20 protein-coding genes are annotated in these 19,442 nt (G+C 67.1%); 5 read left to right on the plus strand and 15 right to left on the minus strand.

From position 1 onward, the window contains the following. Window positions 1-2 precede the first annotated feature (2 nt). The 5 genes from rlmM to ACZK2G_RS03690 form a co-directional block, all read right to left on the minus strand. Window positions 3-1,070: a 23S rRNA (cytidine(2498)-2'-O)-methyltransferase RlmM gene (gene rlmM, locus ACZK2G_RS03670; protein WP_046984897.1), complete on the minus strand. Its 1,068-nt coding sequence runs from the start codon at window positions 1,068-1,070 to the stop codon at window positions 3-5. Then, window positions 1,054-1,614, minus strand: a complete 561-nt coding sequence (locus ACZK2G_RS03675; RefSeq protein WP_012510109.1) for a nucleoside deaminase — start codon at window positions 1,612-1,614, stop codon at window positions 1,054-1,056. The genes rlmM and ACZK2G_RS03675 overlap by 17 nt, the downstream gene beginning before the upstream one ends. Before the next feature lie 98 nt (window positions 1,615-1,712). Then, entirely contained in the window at window positions 1,713-2,435 is a 723-nt protein-coding gene (locus tag ACZK2G_RS03680; protein ID WP_046984898.1) for a DUF6348 family protein, read from the minus strand. 48 nt (window positions 2,436-2,483) lie between these two features. Next, entirely contained in the window at window positions 2,484-3,137 is a 654-nt protein-coding gene (locus tag ACZK2G_RS03685) for a membrane protein (protein ID WP_046984899.1), read from the minus strand. Window positions 3,138-3,180: 43 nt separating this feature from the next. Further along, window positions 3,181-4,929 (minus strand): glutamine--tRNA ligase/YqeY domain fusion protein, encoded by a 1,749-nt coding sequence (locus ACZK2G_RS03690; protein ID WP_253079216.1) that lies wholly within the window; start codon window positions 4,927-4,929, stop codon window positions 3,181-3,183. A 217-nt stretch (window positions 4,930-5,146) separates the two neighbouring features. Here ACZK2G_RS03690 and ACZK2G_RS03695 point away from each other — a divergent pair, with 217 nt between their 5' ends. Together ACZK2G_RS03695 and msrA are read left to right on the plus strand one after the other, a co-directional pair. Continuing rightward, complete coding sequence (locus tag ACZK2G_RS03695; protein WP_046987838.1) at window positions 5,147-5,410, plus strand: putative signal transducing protein; 264 nt, start codon at window positions 5,147-5,149, stop codon at window positions 5,408-5,410. A 30-nt stretch (window positions 5,411-5,440) separates the two neighbouring features. After that, window positions 5,441-6,106 carry a peptide-methionine (S)-S-oxide reductase MsrA gene (gene msrA, locus ACZK2G_RS03700; RefSeq protein ID WP_046987839.1) on the plus strand — a complete coding sequence of 222 codons (666 nt, stop codon included), beginning with the start codon at window positions 5,441-5,443 and terminating at the stop codon, window positions 6,104-6,106. Window positions 6,107-6,491: 385 nt separating this feature from the next. Here msrA and ACZK2G_RS03705 read toward each other — a convergent pair whose 3' ends face one another. From ACZK2G_RS03705 to ahpC, 5 genes are all read right to left on the minus strand, one after another. Further along, complete coding sequence (locus ACZK2G_RS03705) at window positions 6,492-7,448, minus strand: transaldolase (RefSeq protein ID WP_032977493.1); 957 nt, start codon at window positions 7,446-7,448, stop codon at window positions 6,492-6,494. A gap of 50 nt (window positions 7,449-7,498) precedes the next feature. Then, the gene (gene rnk / locus ACZK2G_RS03710) at window positions 7,499-7,903 is read right to left on the minus strand and encodes a nucleoside diphosphate kinase regulator (RefSeq protein ID WP_014036052.1); all 405 of its coding nucleotides are present in this window, start codon (window positions 7,901-7,903) and stop codon (window positions 7,499-7,501) included. A 123-nt stretch (window positions 7,904-8,026) separates the two neighbouring features. Then, entirely contained in the window at window positions 8,027-8,989 is a 963-nt protein-coding gene (locus tag ACZK2G_RS03715) for a LysR substrate-binding domain-containing protein (protein WP_046985201.1), read from the minus strand. Window positions 8,990-9,074: 85 nt separating this feature from the next. Next, window positions 9,075-10,667, minus strand: coding sequence for an alkyl hydroperoxide reductase subunit F (gene ahpF / locus ACZK2G_RS03720; RefSeq protein ID WP_478474730.1), 1,593 nt, complete (start codon window positions 10,665-10,667; stop codon window positions 9,075-9,077). A 225-nt stretch (window positions 10,668-10,892) separates the two neighbouring features. Then, the gene (ahpC, locus tag ACZK2G_RS03725; protein WP_004144811.1) at window positions 10,893-11,456 is read right to left on the minus strand and encodes an alkyl hydroperoxide reductase subunit C; all 564 of its coding nucleotides are present in this window, start codon (window positions 11,454-11,456) and stop codon (window positions 10,893-10,895) included. Between the two features lie 330 nt (window positions 11,457-11,786). Here ahpC and prmC point away from each other — a divergent pair, with 330 nt between their 5' ends. Continuing rightward, window positions 11,787-12,644 carry a peptide chain release factor N(5)-glutamine methyltransferase gene (gene prmC, locus ACZK2G_RS03730; protein ID WP_136639797.1) on the plus strand — a complete coding sequence of 286 codons (858 nt, stop codon included), beginning with the start codon at window positions 11,787-11,789 and terminating at the stop codon, window positions 12,642-12,644. Between the two features lie 48 nt (window positions 12,645-12,692). Further along, window positions 12,693-13,634 carry a prolyl aminopeptidase gene (gene pip, locus ACZK2G_RS03735; protein ID WP_046985204.1) on the plus strand — a complete coding sequence of 314 codons (942 nt, stop codon included), beginning with the start codon at window positions 12,693-12,695 and terminating at the stop codon, window positions 13,632-13,634. 142 nt (window positions 13,635-13,776) lie between these two features. Here the strand turns inward: pip and ACZK2G_RS03740 are convergent, their stop codons facing one another. After that, entirely contained in the window at window positions 13,777-14,661 is an 885-nt protein-coding gene (locus ACZK2G_RS03740; RefSeq protein WP_478475558.1) for a LysR family transcriptional regulator, read from the minus strand. Between the two features lie 105 nt (window positions 14,662-14,766). Here ACZK2G_RS03740 and ACZK2G_RS03745 point away from each other — a divergent pair, with 105 nt between their 5' ends. Continuing rightward, window positions 14,767-16,179 (plus strand): MFS transporter, encoded by a 1,413-nt coding sequence (locus tag ACZK2G_RS03745; protein WP_478474732.1) that lies wholly within the window; start codon window positions 14,767-14,769, stop codon window positions 16,177-16,179. Between the two features lie 65 nt (window positions 16,180-16,244). On the opposite strand, the gene ACZK2G_RS03750 is transcribed toward ACZK2G_RS03745, so the two are convergent. Genes ACZK2G_RS03750 through ACZK2G_RS03765 form a run of 4 tightly spaced genes read right to left on the minus strand, consistent with a single transcriptional unit; the run spans window position 16,245 to window position 19,138 of the window. Continuing rightward, window positions 16,245-17,042: an N-formylglutamate amidohydrolase gene (locus tag ACZK2G_RS03750; protein WP_295380489.1), complete on the minus strand. Its 798-nt coding sequence runs from the start codon at window positions 17,040-17,042 to the stop codon at window positions 16,245-16,247. Next, window positions 17,035-17,589 (minus strand): NUDIX hydrolase, encoded by a 555-nt coding sequence (locus ACZK2G_RS03755; protein ID WP_046985207.1) that lies wholly within the window; start codon window positions 17,587-17,589, stop codon window positions 17,035-17,037. The genes ACZK2G_RS03750 and ACZK2G_RS03755 overlap by 8 nt, the downstream gene beginning before the upstream one ends. After that, window positions 17,586-18,563: a 5'-3' exonuclease gene (locus ACZK2G_RS03760; protein ID WP_295380487.1), complete on the minus strand. Its 978-nt coding sequence runs from the start codon at window positions 18,561-18,563 to the stop codon at window positions 17,586-17,588. Before ACZK2G_RS03760 ends, ACZK2G_RS03755 begins: the two co-directional genes overlap by 4 nt. Then, entirely contained in the window at window positions 18,560-19,138 is a 579-nt protein-coding gene (locus ACZK2G_RS03765) for a nitroreductase family protein (protein WP_046985227.1), read from the minus strand. The genes ACZK2G_RS03760 and ACZK2G_RS03765 overlap by 4 nt, the downstream gene beginning before the upstream one ends. Window positions 19,139-19,442 lie beyond the last annotated feature (304 nt).

Genomic DNA, 19,442 nt, shown 5'->3' on the forward strand with positions numbered 1-19,442 from the left:
CCTCACCGCAGCGGCGAGGCCAACACCGTGATCTCCTCACGGTCGTGATACAGCTGCTTGGCACGCACCACCAATGGCTTGCCGGCCTGCTCCTGGAACAGATCCAAACACAAGCGGGTTTCGTCCCAGCGCTTCTTCATCGGCAGCTTCAGATTGAAGATCGCGTGCCTGCACCATCCTTCGCGGAACCAGGTAGCCATGCGTTCGGCCACGCGGCGCGGCTGCTCGACCATGTCGCAGACCATCCAGTCCAGCGGCTGTTCCGGGTGCCAGTGGAAGCCGTCGGCGCGCAGGTGCTCGACCAGGCCGGTGTCCAGCACGTGCTGGCGCAGCGGGCCGTTGTCGATGCTCAGCACGTGCATGTGCTGGCGGGTCAGCACCCAGGTCCAGCCGCCCGGCGCGGCGCCCAGGTCAGCCGCGCGCATGCCGGGCTTGGCCAGTGCCTCGCGTTCTTCCGGGGTCAGCAGGGTCAGCAGCGCTTCGTCCAGCTTCAACGCCGAACGCGACGGCGCTTCGGGCAGCAGCTTCAGGCGCGGGATGCCCAGTGCCCACGGTGCGCTGTCGCCCGGGTCAGCCACGCAGACGAAGGCGTGGGTGCCGTCGACAAACACCACGTGCAGGCGCGGCAGGCGATTGTTTGGCTTGTCGGTCAGCTTGCCGGCCTTGCGCAGCGCCGGGCGCAACGCATTGCCGAAGGCGCGGGCCAGCCCGGACAGCGGCTTGCCGGCGTCCGAATCGGGGTGCTCCACCCACAGGTCGCCGAAGCGCGGCGCATCGGCCAGCACCTCCAGCATCGGGGTGATGCGGTCAGCCGGGTCCAGCTGCGGCAGTTCGGCCAGCACCACCAGCTTCTGCCGCGCGAAGATCAGTTCGCGCCAGCGCAGCCGTGGTGCCAGCGCGGCAGCTTCGTCGCACATGAACAACACGTAGCCGTCATTGCGCTGGGTGCGCGCATAACCGGCGAAACCGGCTTCACCAGCGCGGAACTGCAGCTCACCTGCCAGCTCGGGTTCGAAGCCCTGCCGGCACAGGCACAGCAGGCCGATGCCGGTTTCAGTAACGGGCGCCATCGCTTTCCCCATAGGCACGCAGCACACTGCGTGCGGCGTCGCGGTTCAGGCCCTGCACCACTTCGATGCCGCGCTTGTTGAGTTCGCCGACCCAGTCGGCCGGCAGCGGGCCTTCATCGAATGGGGTCAGTTCTTCGACGTCGGCCGAGTTGGCACCGATCAGCAGGCGGTCGATGCCGGCCCACACGGTGGCGCCGTAGCACTGGCAGCACGGCTGCGAACTGGTGGCCAGGGTGACCGGCGACAGCACCGCGTTCAGGCGCGGGGTCTGCAGGCGCTGCTGGGCCAGCATGTAGGCCATGTTCTCGGCATGCGCCAGCGAGGTCGAGTGCGGCATGACCCGGTTCACGCCGGCGGCGATGACCTTGTCTTCAGGGCCAAACACCACGGCGCCGAACGGGCCGCCACTGGCGTGCTCGACGTTCAACCGCGACAGCTCGATCGCCAGCGCGACCTTGGCCTCATCGCCCGGATATCGACGATCCAGGTCGATCTGGTCGTGGATCCAGGCGGGAAGGGTCAGGTGGACTTGCGCGTACAGCATCGCGGGGGTGCCTCGTAATGGGATGGAAGAAGGTGCGGTTGCTTGGGAAACCGGCGCGCAGTGTAGCTGCACCGGCCTGTATCGGGTGTGGCGGTGGGTCAGCCCGGCGAGCCGGTGCGGATCACCACGTACTGCTTGCGGAACTCCAGTCCGGCCTGCGGCCAGCTGGCGGCGTAGGTGCGCAGCAGGGGCAGAGCGGCGCCGAAGTCGTGGCCGTTGACCCGGCAATCGGCCTCGCACAGGCCGTCGGCATCGCGTGAGGCGAACAGGCGGATGGCGAGGAACTGGCGCGCCTTCAGCAGCGCGTCGAAGGCGTCCATGCTGCGGGTGAACAGGCAGCAGGGGCAGGAGCCGTGGTCGTCCTCGCTGCAGGTGGATGCATCCACCTCCTGCGCGCGGTAGTGCGCCAGCGGCCCCAGTACGACAGTGCGATGGTGCTCTTCGCCGTCGTCGCTGGCCGGATAGGTCAGGCCCATCATCGGCAGGCCCTGCGCGTCTTCGGCGCCGATCGCGGTCTGCAGCGTCGCCAGGTCCACCCGCACCCAGGTCTGGAAGCCGGACAGCAGCGATGCCTGCTCATCGGCACCGTTGGCGTGCTGGTACTCGAACAGGCCGTCGGCGAACAGCACCGGATGCTGGCTCTCGATGACGGTGGAGGTCTGCCAGCCGCCGTTGTCGCGCTCCTGCGCGGCCATCGCATGCGGGGTCAGGCGCAGGCCGCTGTCCAGCAGCAGCGCGCCACCGTCGGCGCGGCTGGCGATGCCGGCGCCCTGCAGCACCTGCTGCAGCAGCGGGAGGAGATCAGTGGAGGTCGTGGTCATGTCAGGCCTGTGGATGGATGGGGCGGAACATCCAGGCAGGGCCTGGAACTAGCGCTCGAGCGCGTCGAGTTCGGCGCGATATCGCTGCGCATCGGGCTGCTGCTGCGGGTCGTTGCCGTGGTCGCGCAGCCAGGCTTCCAGTTCGCGGCGATAGTCCGCGCGGAAATCGGCGTTGCCCGGGCTGAAATGCAGCTTGCGTGCCGCCACTTCCACCCGCTCGCGCGCGCTGGCCCGGGCCTGGGCGATGCCGTGCGGTGATTCGTTGGTGAGGATGACGAAGTTGCGCGGGAAGCCCGCCGTGTACTTCACCACGAATGGCTGGTCGGGTGCCGGGATGCGGATCGCGTTCTCCAGCGGCCACAGCGAGGCGGTGTTGGTGTGGAACACCACTTCCACATCGCGGCCCTCGACCGTGCGCAGCACCGCTTCGTAACGCCAGATGTACTGCTCGTTGAGCGTAGAGCTGGTTTCCTCGGCCTTGACGATCACCGCTTCACCGCGCTCGCCCACCACGTTGAGGAAGGCGGCGTTGAGGAAGTGGCCGAGGAAGATGTTGAGCATCGCCAGCGGGAACACCACGATGGCGTAGCCCGGAAAGCGCCGCCACCACGAGACCAGCCCGGCCAGCACCATCGCTGCAAAGAACGTCAGCAGCGGATGCTGCGAAATGAACCAGAGCAGGGCGGACAGGGCGGTGATCATCGTCGGGGTCGTGCGGGCGCCGTGCTGGCGCCCGCTCGGGTCCTCAGGCCGACCAGGTGTCGCGCAGGGTCACGCTGCGGTTGAACACCGGCTTGGCTTCGGTGTGGTCGCGGCGGTCGGCGACGAAGTAGCCGGTGCGTTCGAACTGGAACGACTGCTCCGGCGCGGCGCTGGCTGCGGCCGGCTCGACATAGCCGGTGACAGTGCGGCGCGATTCCGGATTGAGGTAGTCGCGATAGGTCTTGCCTTCCGATTCGTCGTCCGGGTTCGGCACCGAGAACAGGCGGTCGTACAGGCGGATCTCGGCCGGCACGCCATGCACGGCGCTGACCCAATGGATGGTTCCCTTGACCTTGCGGTTGGCGCCTTCCATGCCCGGACGCGATTCCGGATCCAGCCAGCCGCGCAGCTCGGTGATGGTGCCGTCGGTATCCTTGATCACTTCGTCGCAGCGGATGATGCCGGCGCCGCGCAGGCGCACTTCGCCACCCGGCACCAGGCGCTTCCAGCCCTTCGGCGGCACTTCGGCGAAGTCCTCACGGTCGATCCACACCTCGCGTGCGAACGGCACTTCGCGGCTGCCGAAGCTCTCGTCCTTCGGGTGGTTGCTGAAGGTCAGCTGCTCTTCATGGCCTTCCGGCAGGTTGGTCAGTACCAGCTTGACCGGATCGACCACCGCCATGCGACGCGGTGCGGCGCTGTCCAGGTCTTCGCGCAGCGCGCCTTCCAGCACGCTGAAGTCGATCAGCGAATTCTGCTTGCTGATGCCCACGCGCTCGGCGAACAGGCGCATCGCGGCCGGGGTATAGCCACGGCGACGCAGGCCCTGCAGGGTCGGCATGCGCGGGTCTTCCCAGCCGTCCACCAGCTGTTCGGTGACCAGCGCCATCAGCTTGCGCTTGCTCATCACCGTGTAGTTGATGTTCAGGCGCGAGAACTCGATCTGGCGCGGCTTGGCCGCTTCGCGCGGCAGGCCGGCGTCGACCAGTGGCTGGGTCAGCGCGTCGTCATGGGCGAAATCGACGTTGTCCACGCACCAGTCGTACAGCGGGCGGTGGTCTTCGAATTCCAGCGTGCACAGCGAGTGGGTGATGCCCTCGATCGAATCGCCCAGCGCGTGCGCGAAGTCGTACATCGGGTAGATCGGCCACACGTTGCCGGTGTTCTGGTGCTCGACGTGCTTGATGCGGTAGAGGGCCGGATCGCGCAGGTTGATGTTCCCGCTGGCCATGTCGATCTTCGCGCGCACGGTGCGCGCGCCATCGGGGAACTCGCCGGCACGCATGCGACGGAACAGATCGAGGTTTTCCTCGACGCTGCGGTCGCGCCACGGCGACGGGCGGCCCGGCTCGGTCAGGGTGCCGCGGTAGGCGCGCACTTCCTCGGCCGACAGGTCGCAGACATAGGCCTTGCCGTCGGCGATCAGCTTCTCGGCGGCCAGGTAATAGGTCTGGAAGTAGTCCGAGGCGTGGCGCAGCTCGTTCCACTCGAAGCCCAGCCAGCGCACGTCGTCCTGGATCGCGGCCACGTATTCCGGATCTTCCTTGGCCGGGTTGGTGTCGTCGAAGCGCAGGTTGCAGACGCCGCTGAACTCGCCGGCGATGCCGAAGTTCAGGCAGATCGACTTGGCATGGCCGATGTGCAGGTAGCCGTTGGGCTCTGGCGGGAAGCGGGTCTTGATCGCCTGGTGCTTTCCGCTGGCCAGGTCCTCGCGCACGATCTGGCGGATGAAATCGCGCTTTTCGTGGCTGTCGGCGGGGGTCTCGGGGCTGGCGGGGGTGTGCTCGGACATGAGTCGGCGAAGAGAAAGGCAGAAAGACCAACAGTTTAGCGCGTAAGGGGCGGGGCTGCCCGGTGGCGATCGGGGTTGCCGGCCAGCGGCCGGCGAAATGTGGATCGACGTACAGATGGGTAGTGCCGGCCGCTGGCCGGCAGAACGGTCATGCGCCGTCACCACCACCATTCAGCCCCCGGGCGTATGCTGGAATCCTGTCCCACGGAGCCGCCGCATGCACATCGTGTACAAGGCCGACAACCTGTTCGACGCCCACCTGGTCAAGCACGCGCTGGAGGATGCCGGCATCCCGGCCTTTGTGTTCGGCGAGTCGTTGCTGGGCGGCATGGGCGAGCTGCCGTTGTTCGGCGTGCTGCGGGTGGGCATCCCTGATGCGGCACGGCCGCAGGCCGAGGACATCGTGGCCGCGCTGGACTTGGGCCACGCCCCGGACGACCCCATTTCAGATGCAGACGACATTGCCGGCCTTCCGGCGTAGGAGCGCATCATGTTGGGAATCGGACAGGGCATCCTTGGCATCGGCGCCTTCAAGCAGCGCCTGCCGCGCGCGGAAGAGGCGCTGCCGGGCCGAGAGCAGCCGTTGCCGCTGCACAGCAACCAGCATTTCGTGAACAGCCATCCGCTGAAGGACCGTTTTGCCGGCCTGCAGCAGATCCGTTTCGCGCTGGGCTGCTTCTGGGGCGCCGAGCGCAAGTTCTGGACCGAACCGGGCGTGTACAGCACCTCCGTGGGCTATGCCGGTGGCATCACCCCGAACCCGACCTACGAAGAGGTCTGCTCGGGCCTGACCGGGCATACCGAAGTGGTGCAGGTGGTGTTCGACCCGGCGGTGGTGAGCCTGGAACGGTTGCTGCAGCTGTTCTGGGAAAGCCACGACCCGACCCAGGGCATGCGCCAGGGCAACGACACCGGTACCCAGTACCGCTCGGCGATCCACGCCACCGACGAGGCCCAGTACGCCGCCGCGCTGGCCAGCCGCGAGGCTTACCAGGCCCAGCTGGATGCGGCCGGCTACGGCCCGATCACCACCGAGATCGTGTACCCGGCGCCGGAGTACTACTACGCCGAGGACTATCACCAGCAGTACCTGGCCAAGAACCCGAACGGCTACTGCGGCATCGGCGGCACCGGCGTGAGCTGCCCGATCGGGTTGGATGTGGAGGCGCCGCGCTGACGCGCGGTGGTCCGCCTGCGGCGGGCAGAAGCCAAAGCCAAAGCCAAAGCGGTTCTGGGTTTCTGTGGGTTGGGCGGGGCGGTGTGGGTTGGCAGGACACGCCGTGAACCCCCTCCGGGGTCCGGCCCAGCCGCTGGCGGCTGGGCGTTCGGGCGCTTGCGAAGCAGTGCTTCGCAAGCAAAGCGCCCTCACCCCTGGGGGCTCGATGGCGCCTTGCTCGTGTGCGCTGTCCTGCGCACACGGCAAGACCGGGGTTGGGCGTCCTGCCCAACCCGCCCGAGGCATGCCTCGGGCCCATGGCGCCAACGGTCCTGCCAACCCGCCCGGCCAAGCGCGGCTTTTGCTCATAGCCCCCCGCCACGAGGGGCTCAGCCGTTGGCTGGAATCACAGTTCCGAGCGAATGCGCTCGCGCAGCGCCTGCAGATCCTTGGCAAACGCATCGATACCCGTCGCCAGCTTCTCGGTCGCCATCGGATCGGCGGCCAGGTCGGCTGCGAACTTTGCCGCGTCGATCGGCGTCACCTGCACCGCTTCAGCGGCACCGGCCACCAGCTTGCGCGGCAGCGCGCCGTGGTCGGCGTCGAGCTTCTCCAGCAGGTCCGGCGAAATGGTCAGGCGGTCGCAGCCGGCCAGCGCTTCGATCTGCGCGGTCGAACGGAACGAGGCGCCCATCACCACGGTCGGCGAACCGCGGCGCTTGAATTCGGCGTACACCCCGCGCACGAACACCACACCCGGGTCCTCGTCGATGTTCGCCGGGGTCTGGCCGTTGGCCACGTACCAGTCCAGGATGCGGCCCACGAACGGCGAGATCAGGAACGCGCCGGCTTCGCTGCAGGCCAGCGCCTGGGTCGGGTTGAAGATCAGGGTCAGGTTGCAGTCGATGCCTTCGGCCTGCAGCACGCGCGCGGCTTCCACGCCTTCCCAGGTCGCGGCGATCTTGATCAGGATCTTCTCGCGCGGCACGCCTGCATCGGCGTACATCTGGATGAACTGGCGGGCCTTGGCCACGGTGGCAGCGGTGTCGTGGGCCTGGTCGGCGTCCACTTCGGTGGACACGCGGCCCGGCACCAGCGTGCTCAGCAGCGCGCCGACGCCGATGGTCAGGCGGTCGGCCACGGCATGCACCACGGCTTCGCGGTCGCCACCCTGCTGGCGGCCCCAGGCCAGTTCGCGTTCGATCAGCTCGGCGTACACCGGCAGGTCCAGCGCCTTCTTCACCAGGGTCGGGTTGGTGGTGCAGTCCACCGGCTGCAGGCGCTTGATTGCCTCGTAGTCACCGGTATCGGCAACGACCACGGACAGTTCGCGCAGCTGGGACAGTTTGGACGGGGTACTCATTACGGCTCCTGGTGCAGGGGGATCGAATCGCGCGCGGTGCGCAGCGGTAATCAGGGGCGGTCGTTGTGGACCGCAGTCACGCGCAGGCGCAGCTTGCGGCCGCCGGGCGCATTCCAGTCGATGCTCTGGCCGATGGCCAGACCAAGCAGGGCACTGCCGACCGGGGCCAGCACGGAAACCTTGCCTTCATCGACGTTGGCTTCGCGGGGGAAGACCAGGGTCAGGACGTGCTTCTCGCCCGACACTTCATCTTCGCACTCCACGCGCGAATGCATCATGACGATGCCTTCGGGAATCTGGTCCGGTGCCAGCACGGTGGCACGGTTGAGTTCTTCGGCAAGCGCGAGCGCGGCAGGCGTCTGGCTCAGCGCAGGGGATTCGAGCATGGCGTCCAGGCGGTCCATGTCGAAGGTAGAAACGGTGATCGACGGCGGCAGGCCGCTGGCGGTGTTCATGATGAAGCTCCTTGGTTGAAAGCCATGCAAAAGGCGGCACCTGCTGGCGCCGCCTGTCTGTATTGTGGGGACAAATGCGACCGGAATCGACTCCCACCGATTCCGGGCCGGTGCTGCGGGGGATCAGCCGTTCAGCGCGGGGCCGGGCAAGGCGGTCGCGTCGCTGGTGGCATTCAACGCATCAAGGGTGAACAGCGCCTGTGGCAGGCGCTTGAACTGGTCGGCCAGCTCCATCAGGAAGTCGTTCATGGCCGAGCTGCGGCGCCAGATCATGGCGATGCGGCGGCTGGGGCGGCCTTCGCCGGTGAAGTCGAGCAGGCGGATGTTGTTCGAGCGCGGCACCGGCGGCTGCACCGACAGGCTCGGCAGCAGGGTGATGCCGACGTCGGCAGCGACCATCTGCCGCAGCGTTTCCAGGCTGGTGGCGCGGAACTCGGACTTCTCGTTGGCACCGAACAGGCGGCAGACTTCCAGTGCCTGGTCGCGCAGGCAATGCCCGTCTTCCAACAGCAGCAGCTTCTGCGTGGCAAGTTCCTGCACGTCCAGATGTTCGCGGCGGGCCAGCGGGTGGCGCCCGGAAACAGCCAGCAGGAACGGTTCCTCGAACAGGAACTCGGCATGCAGCTGGTCGTCGATCACCGGCAGTGCCAGCAGCGCAGCGTCGAGCTTGCCTTCGCGCAGGCGGTCCAGCAGCACATCGCTCTTTTCCTCGACCAACAGCAGTTCCAGCTCCGGGAAGCGATCGCGGATGCGCGGAATCACATGCGGCAGCAGGTACGGACCGAGGGTCGGGAAGATCCCCAGGCGCACCGTACCGGCTTCCGGATCGCGGCTGCGACGTGCGGCTTCCTTCAGTTGTTCCACCTCGGACACGATCACGCGTGCCCGTGCCGCCGCTTCCTGGCCGGCCGGGGTCAGCATCACCTTGCGCGGTGCGCGTTCCACCAGCGGCAGGCCCAGCTCTTCTTCCAGCTTGCGGATCTGCGTGGACAGCGTCGGCTGGCTGACGAAGCAGGAGGCGGCAGCCCGGCCGAAATGCTTGTGGTCGGCCAGGGCTACCAGGTACTTCAGATCACGTAGGTTCATCCTTACACCCCAGGGGTAACGGACCGGCTGACGGCATGGTTACCCGACAGGCAGACAATGTTCCCGGTGATCTGGGAACGATGGATCAGGCAGCTTCAGCAACAGCACCACTGCTGCTGCTCACCGACGAGCGGATCAGGTGGTCGAACGCACTCAATGCGGCGGTCGAACCGGCACCCATGGCAATGATGATCTGCTTGTAGGGTACCGTCGTGCAATCGCCAGCGGCGAACACGCCCGGCAGATTGGTCTGGCCGCGATCATCGATGACCACCTCGCCACGCGGCGACAGCGCCACCACATCCTTCAGCCACTCGGTGTTGGGCAGCAGGCCGATCTGCACGAAGATGCCTTCCAGCTCGACGCGGTGGGCGTCGCCGCCGACGCGGTCCTTGTAGACCAGGCCGGTGACGCGGCTGCCGTCGCCCAGCACTTCGGTGGTCTGTGCGCTGGTCAGCACGGTGACATTGGCCAGGCTGCGCAGCTTCTTCTGCAGCACTTCATCGGCGCGCAGGCTGGAATCGAATTCCAGCAGGGTTACATGCGACACGATGCCAGCCAGATCGATGGCTGCCTCCACGCCGGAGTTGCCGCCGCCGATCACCGCCACGCGCTTGCCCTTGAACAACGGGCCATCGCAGTGCGGGCAGTAGGCCACGCCCTTGTTGCGGTACTGGTCTTCGCCCGGCACGTTCATCTGGCGCCAGCGTGCGCCGGTGGACAGGATCACCGAACGCGACTTCAGCACCGCGCCGTTTTCCAGCTGCACCTGCACCAGGCCGTCTTCACCGGCCGGCACCAGCGCGCTGGCGCGCTGCAGGTTCATGATGTCCACTTCGTACTCGCGCACGTGCTGTTCCAGCGCCGTGGCCAGCTTCGGGCCTTCGGTCTCCTTCACCGAAATGAAGTTCTCGATCGCCATGGTGTCCAGCACCTGGCCACCGAAACGCTCGGCGGCGATGCCGGTACGGATGCCCTTGCGCGCGGCGTAGATCGCCGCTGCGGCGCCGGCCGGGCCACCGCCCACCACCAGAACGTCGAAGGCGTCCTTGGCGGCGATCTTCTCGGCATCGCGCTTGCTGGCATTGGTGTCCAGCTTGGCCACGATCTGCTCCAGGGTCATGCGGCCCTGGTCGAACACTTCACCGTTGAGGTACACGGTCGGCACCGACATGATCTCGCGCTTCTCGACTTCGTCCTGGAACAGGGCGCCGTCAATGGCTACGTGCTGGATGCGCGGGTTGAGCACCGCGGCCAGGTTCAACGCCTGCACCACGTCCGGGCAGTTCTGGCAGGACAGCGAGAAGTAGGTTTCGAACCTGTAGTCGCCTTCCAGATTCTGCACCTGCTCGATCAACTCGGCGGTGGCCTTGGACGGATGGCCGCCGACCTGCAGCAGTGCCAGCACCAGCGAGGTGAACTCGTGGCCCATCGGCAGGCCGGCGAAGGTCAGGTGGATGTCCTGGCCCGGGGTGCCGAGGTCGAAGGACGGCACGCGGCCCTGGCCATCGCGCAGCACCTGCAGCGAAATCTTGTCCGACAGGCTGTCCAGGGTCTGCAGCAGTTCCAGCATTTCCTGCGACTTGGCGCCGTCATCGGCGTGCGCGGTGATCTGGATCGGGCGGGTCACGCGCTCCAGATAGGTCTTCAGCTGCGACTGCAGGTTGGCGTCCAACATCGGGTCATCTCCTGGCTTCAGGCAAACAGGGGGCGTGGCACCGCTGTAGAAGGTAGCGGACCAGCAGGGGGTAGGGGTGAACCCAAGACAGCGACCGTGGAAGGGGCTGGCTGGCCAAGGCGGGCGAGCGTTGGCTGTCTTGGGTTCACCCCCACGCCGGCGGGGGGACCGGCACGGGGATGAAAGGCGCGCCGTGGCGTGGGGCCACGGCAGGCCGGTACTGCTTTAGATCTTGCCGACCAGGTCCAGCGACGGGGTCAGGGTCTTCTCGCCTTCCTTCCACTTTGCCGGGCACACCTGGTTCGGGTTGGCGGCGGTGAACTGGGCAGCCTTCAGCTTGCGCAGGGTCTCGGAGACGTCACGGGCGATCTCGTTGGAGTGGATCTCCAGGGTCTTGATCACGCCTTCCGGGTTGATGATGAAGGTGCCGCGCAGGGCCAGGCCTTCTTCCGGAATGTGCACGCCGAAGGCGTTGGTCAGCTGGTGGGTCGGATCGCCGACCAGCGGGAACTGGGCCTTGCCGACAGCCGGCGAGGTTTCGTGCCACACCTTGTGCGAGAAGTGGGTGTCGGTGGTGACGATGTAGACCTCGGCGCCGGCCTTCTTGAACTCGGCGTAATGGTCAGCGGCGTCTTCGATCTCGGTCGGGCAGTTGAAGGTGAAGGCGGCCGGCATGAAGATCAGGACCGACCACTGGCCCTTCAGGGTGCTGTCGGAAACCTTGATGAACTCGCCATTCAGGTAAGCATTGGCTTCGAACGGCTGGATCTGGGTGTTGATCAGGGACATCGTTTTTCCTCTGGGTGAAGGGGAGTGGGTGAATCGACAGGACCTAGGTTACCGGCTCGCTATCGATAAGAACAATCCATTGATTGCATCTATTTGATAGGTTCAGCCTATCAAAAGGCCACGAGCTGACACTGAACCTTGCCACCCTCATCCTGCAACTGCCTGTGTGACAAGAGAAATCTTCCCAAGGCATGGAAAGGGGCCGATAGCCCCTCCTTATTCCCTCCGGCGGAACCTGAACGGATCGCAGGTTTTTGTAGCGTCGAGCCACGCTCGGCTGGGTCTACCGCGAACAGCAGCCGAGCATGGGCTCGGCTCTACAATTGCGGAATGCCTTTCCAACCCGAACCCTCCCTGCGCCAGGTCGTGGCCGAGGCCAGTGCCCGCCTCGGCGGCGTAGAGGCCCGCCACGAGGCCGAACTGCTGCTGCTGCACGTGCTGGACCGCCCACGCAGCTGGCTGTTCGCGCATGCCACCGATCCGCTGGCCACCGCCGATCAGGCTGCCTTCGAAGCGTTGCTGGCACGCCGCGTGGCCGGCGAGCCGGTGGCCTATCTGACCGGCCGCCGCGGTTTCTGGACGTTGGATCTGGAAGTCGACCCGGCCACCCTGATTCCGCGACCGGAGACCGAACTGCTGGTCGAGCTGGCGCTGGAGCGCCTGCCGCCGGAACGCACGCTGCAGCTGGCCGACCTCGGTACCGGCAGCGGTGCCATCGCTCTGGCCCTGGCCAGCGAGCGGCCACAGGCCCAGGTGCTGGCCACCGATGCCAGCCCGGGTGCACTGGCTGTGGCTGCGCGCAATGCGGCCCGCCATGAGCTGCGCAACGTCCGCTTCGCCGAGGGCGGGTACGACTGGTATGCGCCGCTGCAGGGCGCGCGCTTCGACCTGATCGCCAGCAATCCCCCGTATATCGCCAGCGATGATCCGCACCTGGAACAGGGCGACCTGCGTTTTGAACCGGCCACCGCACTGTCTTCCGGCGTGGATGGCCTGGACGACATCCGCCGCATCGTCGATGGTGGCCAGGCCCACCTGCTGCCCGGCGGCTGGCTGCTGATCGAGCACGGTTGGGACCAGGGCGCCGCGATCCGCGCGCTGTTCGAGGCGGCGGGTTTCACCGATGTGCAGACCGTGCAGGACCTGGAGCAGCGCGACCGGATCACCCTGGGCCAGCGTCCGGCCTAGAATGGAGGTTCTCCTGCCCCGGCAGGGCATCACCCTGGAGCTGCAAGCATGCGTACGCTGTACCCCGCCATCACCCCCTACGACGTCGGCACCCTGAAGGTCGACGACCGCCACACGCTGTACTTCGAACAGTGCGGCAACCCGGACGGCAAGCCGGTGGTGATGCTGCACGGTGGCCCGGGCGGTGGTTGCAGCGACAAAATGCGCCAGTTCCACGACCCGTCCAAGTACCGCATCATCCTGTTCGACCAGCGCGGCGCCGGTCGTTCCATCCCGCACGCCGACCTGGTGGACAACACCACCTGGGACCTCGTCGCCGATATCGAGAAGCTGCGCGAGCATCTGAAGGTCGATCGCTGGCAGGTGTTCGGCGGCAGCTGGGGCTCGACCCTGGCGCTGGCCTACGCCGAAACCCATCCGCAGCGAGTGACCGAACTGGTCCTGCGCGGCATCTTCATGCTGCGTCGCTGGGAGCTGGAATGGTTCTACCAGGAAGGCGCCAACCGCCTGTTCCCGGATGCGTGGGAGCACTACCTGAAGCCGATCCCGTCGGTGGAACGTCATGACCTGATCTCGGCCTTCCACCGCCGCCTGACCAGTGAAGACGAAACCACCCGCCTGGAAGCGGCAAAGGCGTGGGCGGTGTGGGAAGGCGCGACCAGCTTCCTGCATGTGGATGACGACTTCATCAACAGCCATGAGGACCCGCACTTCGCGCTGGCGTTTGCCCGCATCGAGAACCACTACTTCGTCAACGGTGGTTTCTTCGAGGTGGAAGACCAGCTGCTGCGCGACGCGCACCGCATCGCCGATATTCCGGGCGTGATCGTGCATGGCCGCTACGACGTGGTCTGCCCGCTGGCCAACGCCTGGGACCTCACCAAGGTCTGGCCGAAGGCGAAGCTGGAGATCACCCCGGCCTCGGGTCACTCGGCGTTCGAAGCCGAGAACGTGGACGCGCTGGTGCGCGCGACGGACAGCTTCGCCTGATTGCAGGTAGTGCCGGCCGCTGGCCGGCAACGCCTTGCCGGTAGCGCCGGGCCATGCCTGGCTGCATTCCATTCCGCCGCCGCAATGCGGCTCGCCGGGCATGGCCCGGCGCTGCCAACGCTCATCCACGCAAGGCGTGGATCTACCAATCCCCGGCCAGCAACGCGTCGGCCAGCACCTGCAGTTTCGGTGAATGCTGCCGCGAAGGCGGATAGATCAGCGACAGCGCGCGGCTGCGGCCTTCGAACGGCTGCAGCACGCGTTGCAGGCGGCCGTCGGCCAGCGCATCGGCCACCGCGAAATCCATCACCTGCACGATGCCGATGCCCGCAATCGCTGCCTCCACCAACGGGTCGCCGCAGTCAAACACCATCCGCGTCGGCGGCGTGACCTCGCGCAGCTGCCCGTCCTGCAGGAACTGCCAGTCCACCAGCCGGCCGCTGCGCAGGTTGCGCACCGCCAGGCAGGCGTGATCCTGTAGCGCCGCCACATCGACCGGCGCGCCGCAGCGGGTCAGGTAACCCGGGCTTGCCACCGTCACCCAGCGCAGTGGCTTCAACGGACGCGCCACCATGCGCTGATCAGCGATGGTGCCGGTGCGCAGGGCGGCGTCGAAGCCTTCCTCCACCAGATCCACCAGGCGGTCGCTGAGCACCGCTTCCACCTGCAGGTGCGGATGCTGCTGCAGCAACGGCCCAAGCAAAGGCACCAGCACCCTGCGCCCGAACATCGACGGCGCGCTGATCTTCAGCGTGCCTGAGGGCGTGCACGGACGGTCGGCCAACTGCCGCTCGGCATCGTCGAGGCCGGCCAGCAGCGGCGACACCTGTTCGACGAATTGGCGGCCGTCCGGAGTCAGTGCCACGTTGCGGGTGTTCCGCTGCAGCAGCTTCACTCCCAGGCTGGCCTCCAGCCGCCCGATCGCGCGCGACAGGCCGGATTGGCTCAGGCCGAGCTGGCCGGCGGCCACGGTGAAGCTGCGGGCTTCGGCCACCCGCACCAACATGCGCACTGCGTTGAGGTCCATCGATGCTGCATTCATGCTGAAAATCATGACAGATATGGTCGCTTAGGGGTTTATTGATTGGGCTGCATCAATGAGACTGCGTTCCCCCACCGTGCCAGACCGCCGATGCCTCCCCTCAAATACCCGCGCTGGGCGCTGACCCTGCTCGCCACCGCCCAGCTGATCATCGCCCTGGATGCCACCATCATTTTCGTCGCCCTGCATGACATGGGGCGCGCGCTGCAGATCAATGCGCAGCAGCTGCAATGGGTGGTCAGTGCCTACACCGTGGCCTTCGGTGGCAGCCTGCTGCTGGGCGGGCGCGCCGCCGACCTGATTGGCCGCCGTCGCTTCTACCGGCTGGGCATGCTGCTGTTCGCGCTGGCCTCGCTGCTCGGCGCGCTGGCGCCGAATGCCACGCTGTTGATCATCGCGCGCGCCGCGCAAGGCGTCGGGGCGGCGCTGCTGTTCCCGGCCACGCTGGCGCTGATCAACACGTTGTACGCCGAAGGCCCGGTGCGCAATCGTGCGCTGGCGATCTGGAGCATGGCCAGCGCAGTTGGTCTGGCGCTGGGCACGCTGCTTGGTGGCGTGCTGACCCAGGCGTTCGGCTGGCCGGCAGTGCTGGCGGTGATCGTGCCGCTGGCCACCGCCTGCGCGCTTGCTGCCGGTGCGTGGCTGCCGGCCGACGGCCCGCGCGTGCACGGCCGTTCCTTCGACCTGGCCGGTTGCCTCACCGTCACCGCCGGCGGCAGCCTGCTGGTTACCACCTTGGTGCAGGGCCCGGAATGGGGCTGGACTGCGCCGGCCACGCTCATCTGCCTGCTGCTGTCAGCCGTACTGTTGACGGTGTTCGTGCAGATCGAAAAGCGCAGCCGTGACCCGCTGATGCAGTTCGCGCTGCTGCGCTTGCCCGGCCTGCGCGCGGCGCTCGGTCTGACCTTCGCCTTCATGAGCAGCTATGGCGTGCAGTACTACTTCCTGGCGCTCTACTTCCAGGATGGTTATGGCTGGAGCCCGCTGCAGGCCGGCATGGCCTTCCTGCTGCCGACATTGGTGTGCACCTTCGGCATCCGCATTGCCGAACGCATGCTGCGGCGCCGTTCGCCACGGCAGGTGCTGGCCTGGGGCTTCGCCGCCGGTGCCATCGGCATCACCGCGGTGGCGCTGGCGATGCCGCATGGCGCCAGCTACTGGCCGCTGCTGCCGGGCATCGTGGTGCTCAGCGTGGGCCAGGGCATGAGCTGGACGGCGATGTGGATCGTGGCCGGGCACGGCGTGCCGGGGCCGCAGCAGGGTGTGGCGTCCGGCATGGCCGCCACCGCACAGCAGATCGGCGGCGCGTTGGGACTGGCGGTACTGGTGATGGTGGCCAACGCCGCGCGCGGCACTCAGGCGGCAACCAGTCCTGATGCGCTGCAGGGCATGGTCAATGCACAGTACGGCGCCGCGCTGTTCGCCGCGTTCGGCGTGGTCATCGCGCTGGGCCTGCGCCCGGCAACAGTAGTGGTGCCGGCCGCTGGCCGGCAAACACAATGATCCAACTACCCTGAGGTTGCCGGCCAGCGGCCGGCACTACCAACCCCGGATGGATCCACGCGCGTTCAACCCAATGCCAGCAACTGCGGCTGCAACGCGCTGAAGATCCGCGCCAGCCGCTGCGCCCACGCCAGCTGCCCGGCGGCATCGGCGATCAGATCCTGGCGGATTTCCAGTTCCACATGCACCAGACCGCGGCCCTCGCCATGCACAGGTACCGCGTAGTCGCTGGTGCTGCTGACCGAATACGGTTCGTTGTCACCCACCACCAGATCGCCTTCCTCGCGCAGTGCCTGCAGCAAGGCATGGGCAAAACGCGTGTCCTGGTGGTACAGCACGCCGGCATGCCACGGTCGCTGTGCGCCGTTCATCGCCGGGGTGAAGCTGTGCATCATGACCAGCAGGGTGGGGCGACCGGCATCGCGGCGTGCGTCCAGTTCCGCGTCGATGCGTGCGTGGTACGGCGCGTGGACAGCATCAATGCGCTGCTGCCGCTGCGCCGCCGACAGCCCGGCGTTGCCCGGTACCACGGTGTGGTCGCTCACTTCCGGAATCAGCGTCGGCGAGGCCAGCGGGCGGTTGCAGTCGATCAGCAGCCGCGAATAGGTCTGTTCGATTGCCCAGGCATCCAGCCGTTCGGCCAGTGCGCGGGTGGTGCCGGCAATGCCGATGTCCCAGCCGATGTGGCGATCCAGTTCGACCTGCGGCAAGCCCAGGCCGGCGAGGGCGCGCGGCACCTGCTGGCCGGCGTGGTCGGCCAGCAGCAGGTACGGCGAAGCGCCCTGCGGCCGGTGGATCGTGTAGATCGCAGGATCACCGGCACCCAGCAGCGCCGGTAGTGAGTGCAGGTCGGCGTCAGCCACGTGGGCGCCCGTCCAGGTGATGCTCGATCATCCACAGGCCGGCCCAGAGCTTGGCGTCCAGCTCGTAGCCTTCGCCCATCTTCTGCACCAGCCACGCCGCCGCCTGTGCACGCGGGATCTCGTGCACGGTGATGTCCTCGCTGTCATCGCCTCCACCTTCGCCGATCCGGCGCAGGCCGGTGGCACGGACGAAGGCGATCTTCTCGCTGCTGGCGCCGGAGGACGTCGGGCCGATCATCAGCACTTCGGCGTGATCGGCGGTCCAGCCAGTTTCTTCTTCCAGTTCGCGTACGGCCGAGACCTCGATCGATTCGCCGGCATCGACGTCGCCGACCAGGCCGGCCGGCATCTCGATGGTGGGCGCCTGCAGCGGCACGCGGAACTGTTCGACGAACAGCACCTTGTCCTCCGGGGTAACGGCGATGATGATCGCCGCCAGGCCACCGGCGTGGGTGCGTTCGCTGTATTCCCAGGTGCCACGCACGACCATGCGCTGGTACTTGCCTTCGTAAACGACGCGCGGTGCTTCGGTGTTTCTCTGGCTCATGCGGGCTCGCTGGAAGTGGGGAAAGGGTCGGACATGCCGGCTGCGGTGGCAGCACCGGGATCGTTCACGCCTGCGGCGCTGAACAGGCGGCGGCGGGTCAGCGGGCCGAAGCGCAGCGCCTGGCACAGGCCGCCCAGCAGTTCCGGGTCGGCTGACTGCCGCAGCAGGCCGGGCTGGCAGCCTTCCAGCGGCGCGTCCAGGGCAATGGTGGTCAGCTGCCGCCAGAGCTGGGCGTGCTCGCGCTGTTCGCGCAGGCGCACGGCCATCTGGGCGGCGCCGCGCAGGCGCAGGAAGGGCACTTCGTCCAGGCGTTCGTACAACGCGTCCAGGCTGCCGAAATGGGCCAGCAGTACCGCCGCCGACTTGGCGCCCACGCCGCTGATGCCGGGAATGTTGTCCACCGCATCGCCGCACAGCGCGAGGTAATCGGCGATCTGGTGCGCATGCACGCCGTGCCGCGCCTTCACCCCGGCTACGTTCCAGCGCTGGTTGCGTGCGTAATCCCACTGCTCATCGTGGTCCAGCAGCAGCTGCGACAGGTCCTTGTCGGCGGAGATGATCAGGCCGCGATGGCTGTGCCGGTGCTGGTGCAGCGCGCTGCCGATCAGGTCGTCGGCTTCGTAATCGTGGTGTGCCAGCACCACCAGGCCCAGCGCCGCACACAGGGCCTTGCAGTGCACGAACTGGCGCTTCAGCGCTTCCGGCGCCGGGTCGCGGTTGGCCTTGTAGGCCGCATACAGGCGATGGCGGAAGCCACTGTCCAGCGCCTCGTCGAAGGCGATGGCGATGTGCCGGGGGCGTTCGCGCTCGAGCAGGTCCAGCAGGAAGCGGGCGAAGCCGTGCACGGCGTTGGTCGGCCAGCCCTGGCTGTCCTGGAACTCGTCCGGCAGCGAATGCCAGGCGCGGAACACATAGATGCTGGCATCGACCAGATAAAGCGGCGGCGGCACCGGCGGAACACTTACGGCGCTCACTGCCCGGTCCAGTCCTGCAGCAGGGCGGCGGCGTCGGGGCGCTCGCGCTCGGGCACTTCGGCCTTCGGCGTGCCGATGTGGATGAAGCCGGCGATGCCCTCGCCCTCGGCCAAGCCCAGATGGGCATGCACGGCTGGATCGAAGGCCATCCATGCGGTCAGCCATTGCGCACCGAAGCCCAGCGCCTGCGCGGCCTGCAGCAGGGCGAAGCAGACGCAGCCGGCGGTCATCAGCTGTTCCTGCTCGGGCACCTTCGGGTCCGGGCGCGGGCTGGTCACCACCACGATCACCAACGGCGCATGGCTGAAACGCTGGCGGTCTTTCTCGAACACGGCGTCGCCCGCGTGCGGGTCGCGCTGGCGGCTGCGCTCTGCCAGGAAGTCGCCCAGAGTGTGACGTGCATCGCCAGCGATCTTCAGGAAGCGGAACGGCACGCGCTTGCCGTGGTCAGGCACACGCACCGCGGAGACCAGCATCCGCTGCAGAGTAGCCGGGTCCGGTCCAGGCTCGCCCAGTTGCCGCGAGGGCACTGAGCGGCGGGCATCCAGGGCGAGCAGGGCGGCGGGGTCGGGCATGGAGTCTGAACCGGTCATCACGGGTGTTTGATTATAGTCGGGGTGGTCAAAGACGCCGTTTGTGTCGCGTCCGGACCTTGAATATCAAACTGTGATGAACGTCATGCCACTGGCGGGAAAAGGACGGCCGCTTCCCCTCGCCTCGCAGGCCTTGCACGGCTTACGATATCTATCTTGCCGGGCCGCCGGTCATGAGGTTTGAAGTGAGGACTGTTTCACTGTCCGTGATGGGCTGGCCGGCCTACCATCGACGTACCGGTACATGGGGTGTACCGGTCGTCGCGATGTCCATGCTGTCTGTCGA

The sequence above is a fragment of the Stenotrophomonas sp. 107298_Sma genome, from assembly GCF_056480345.1.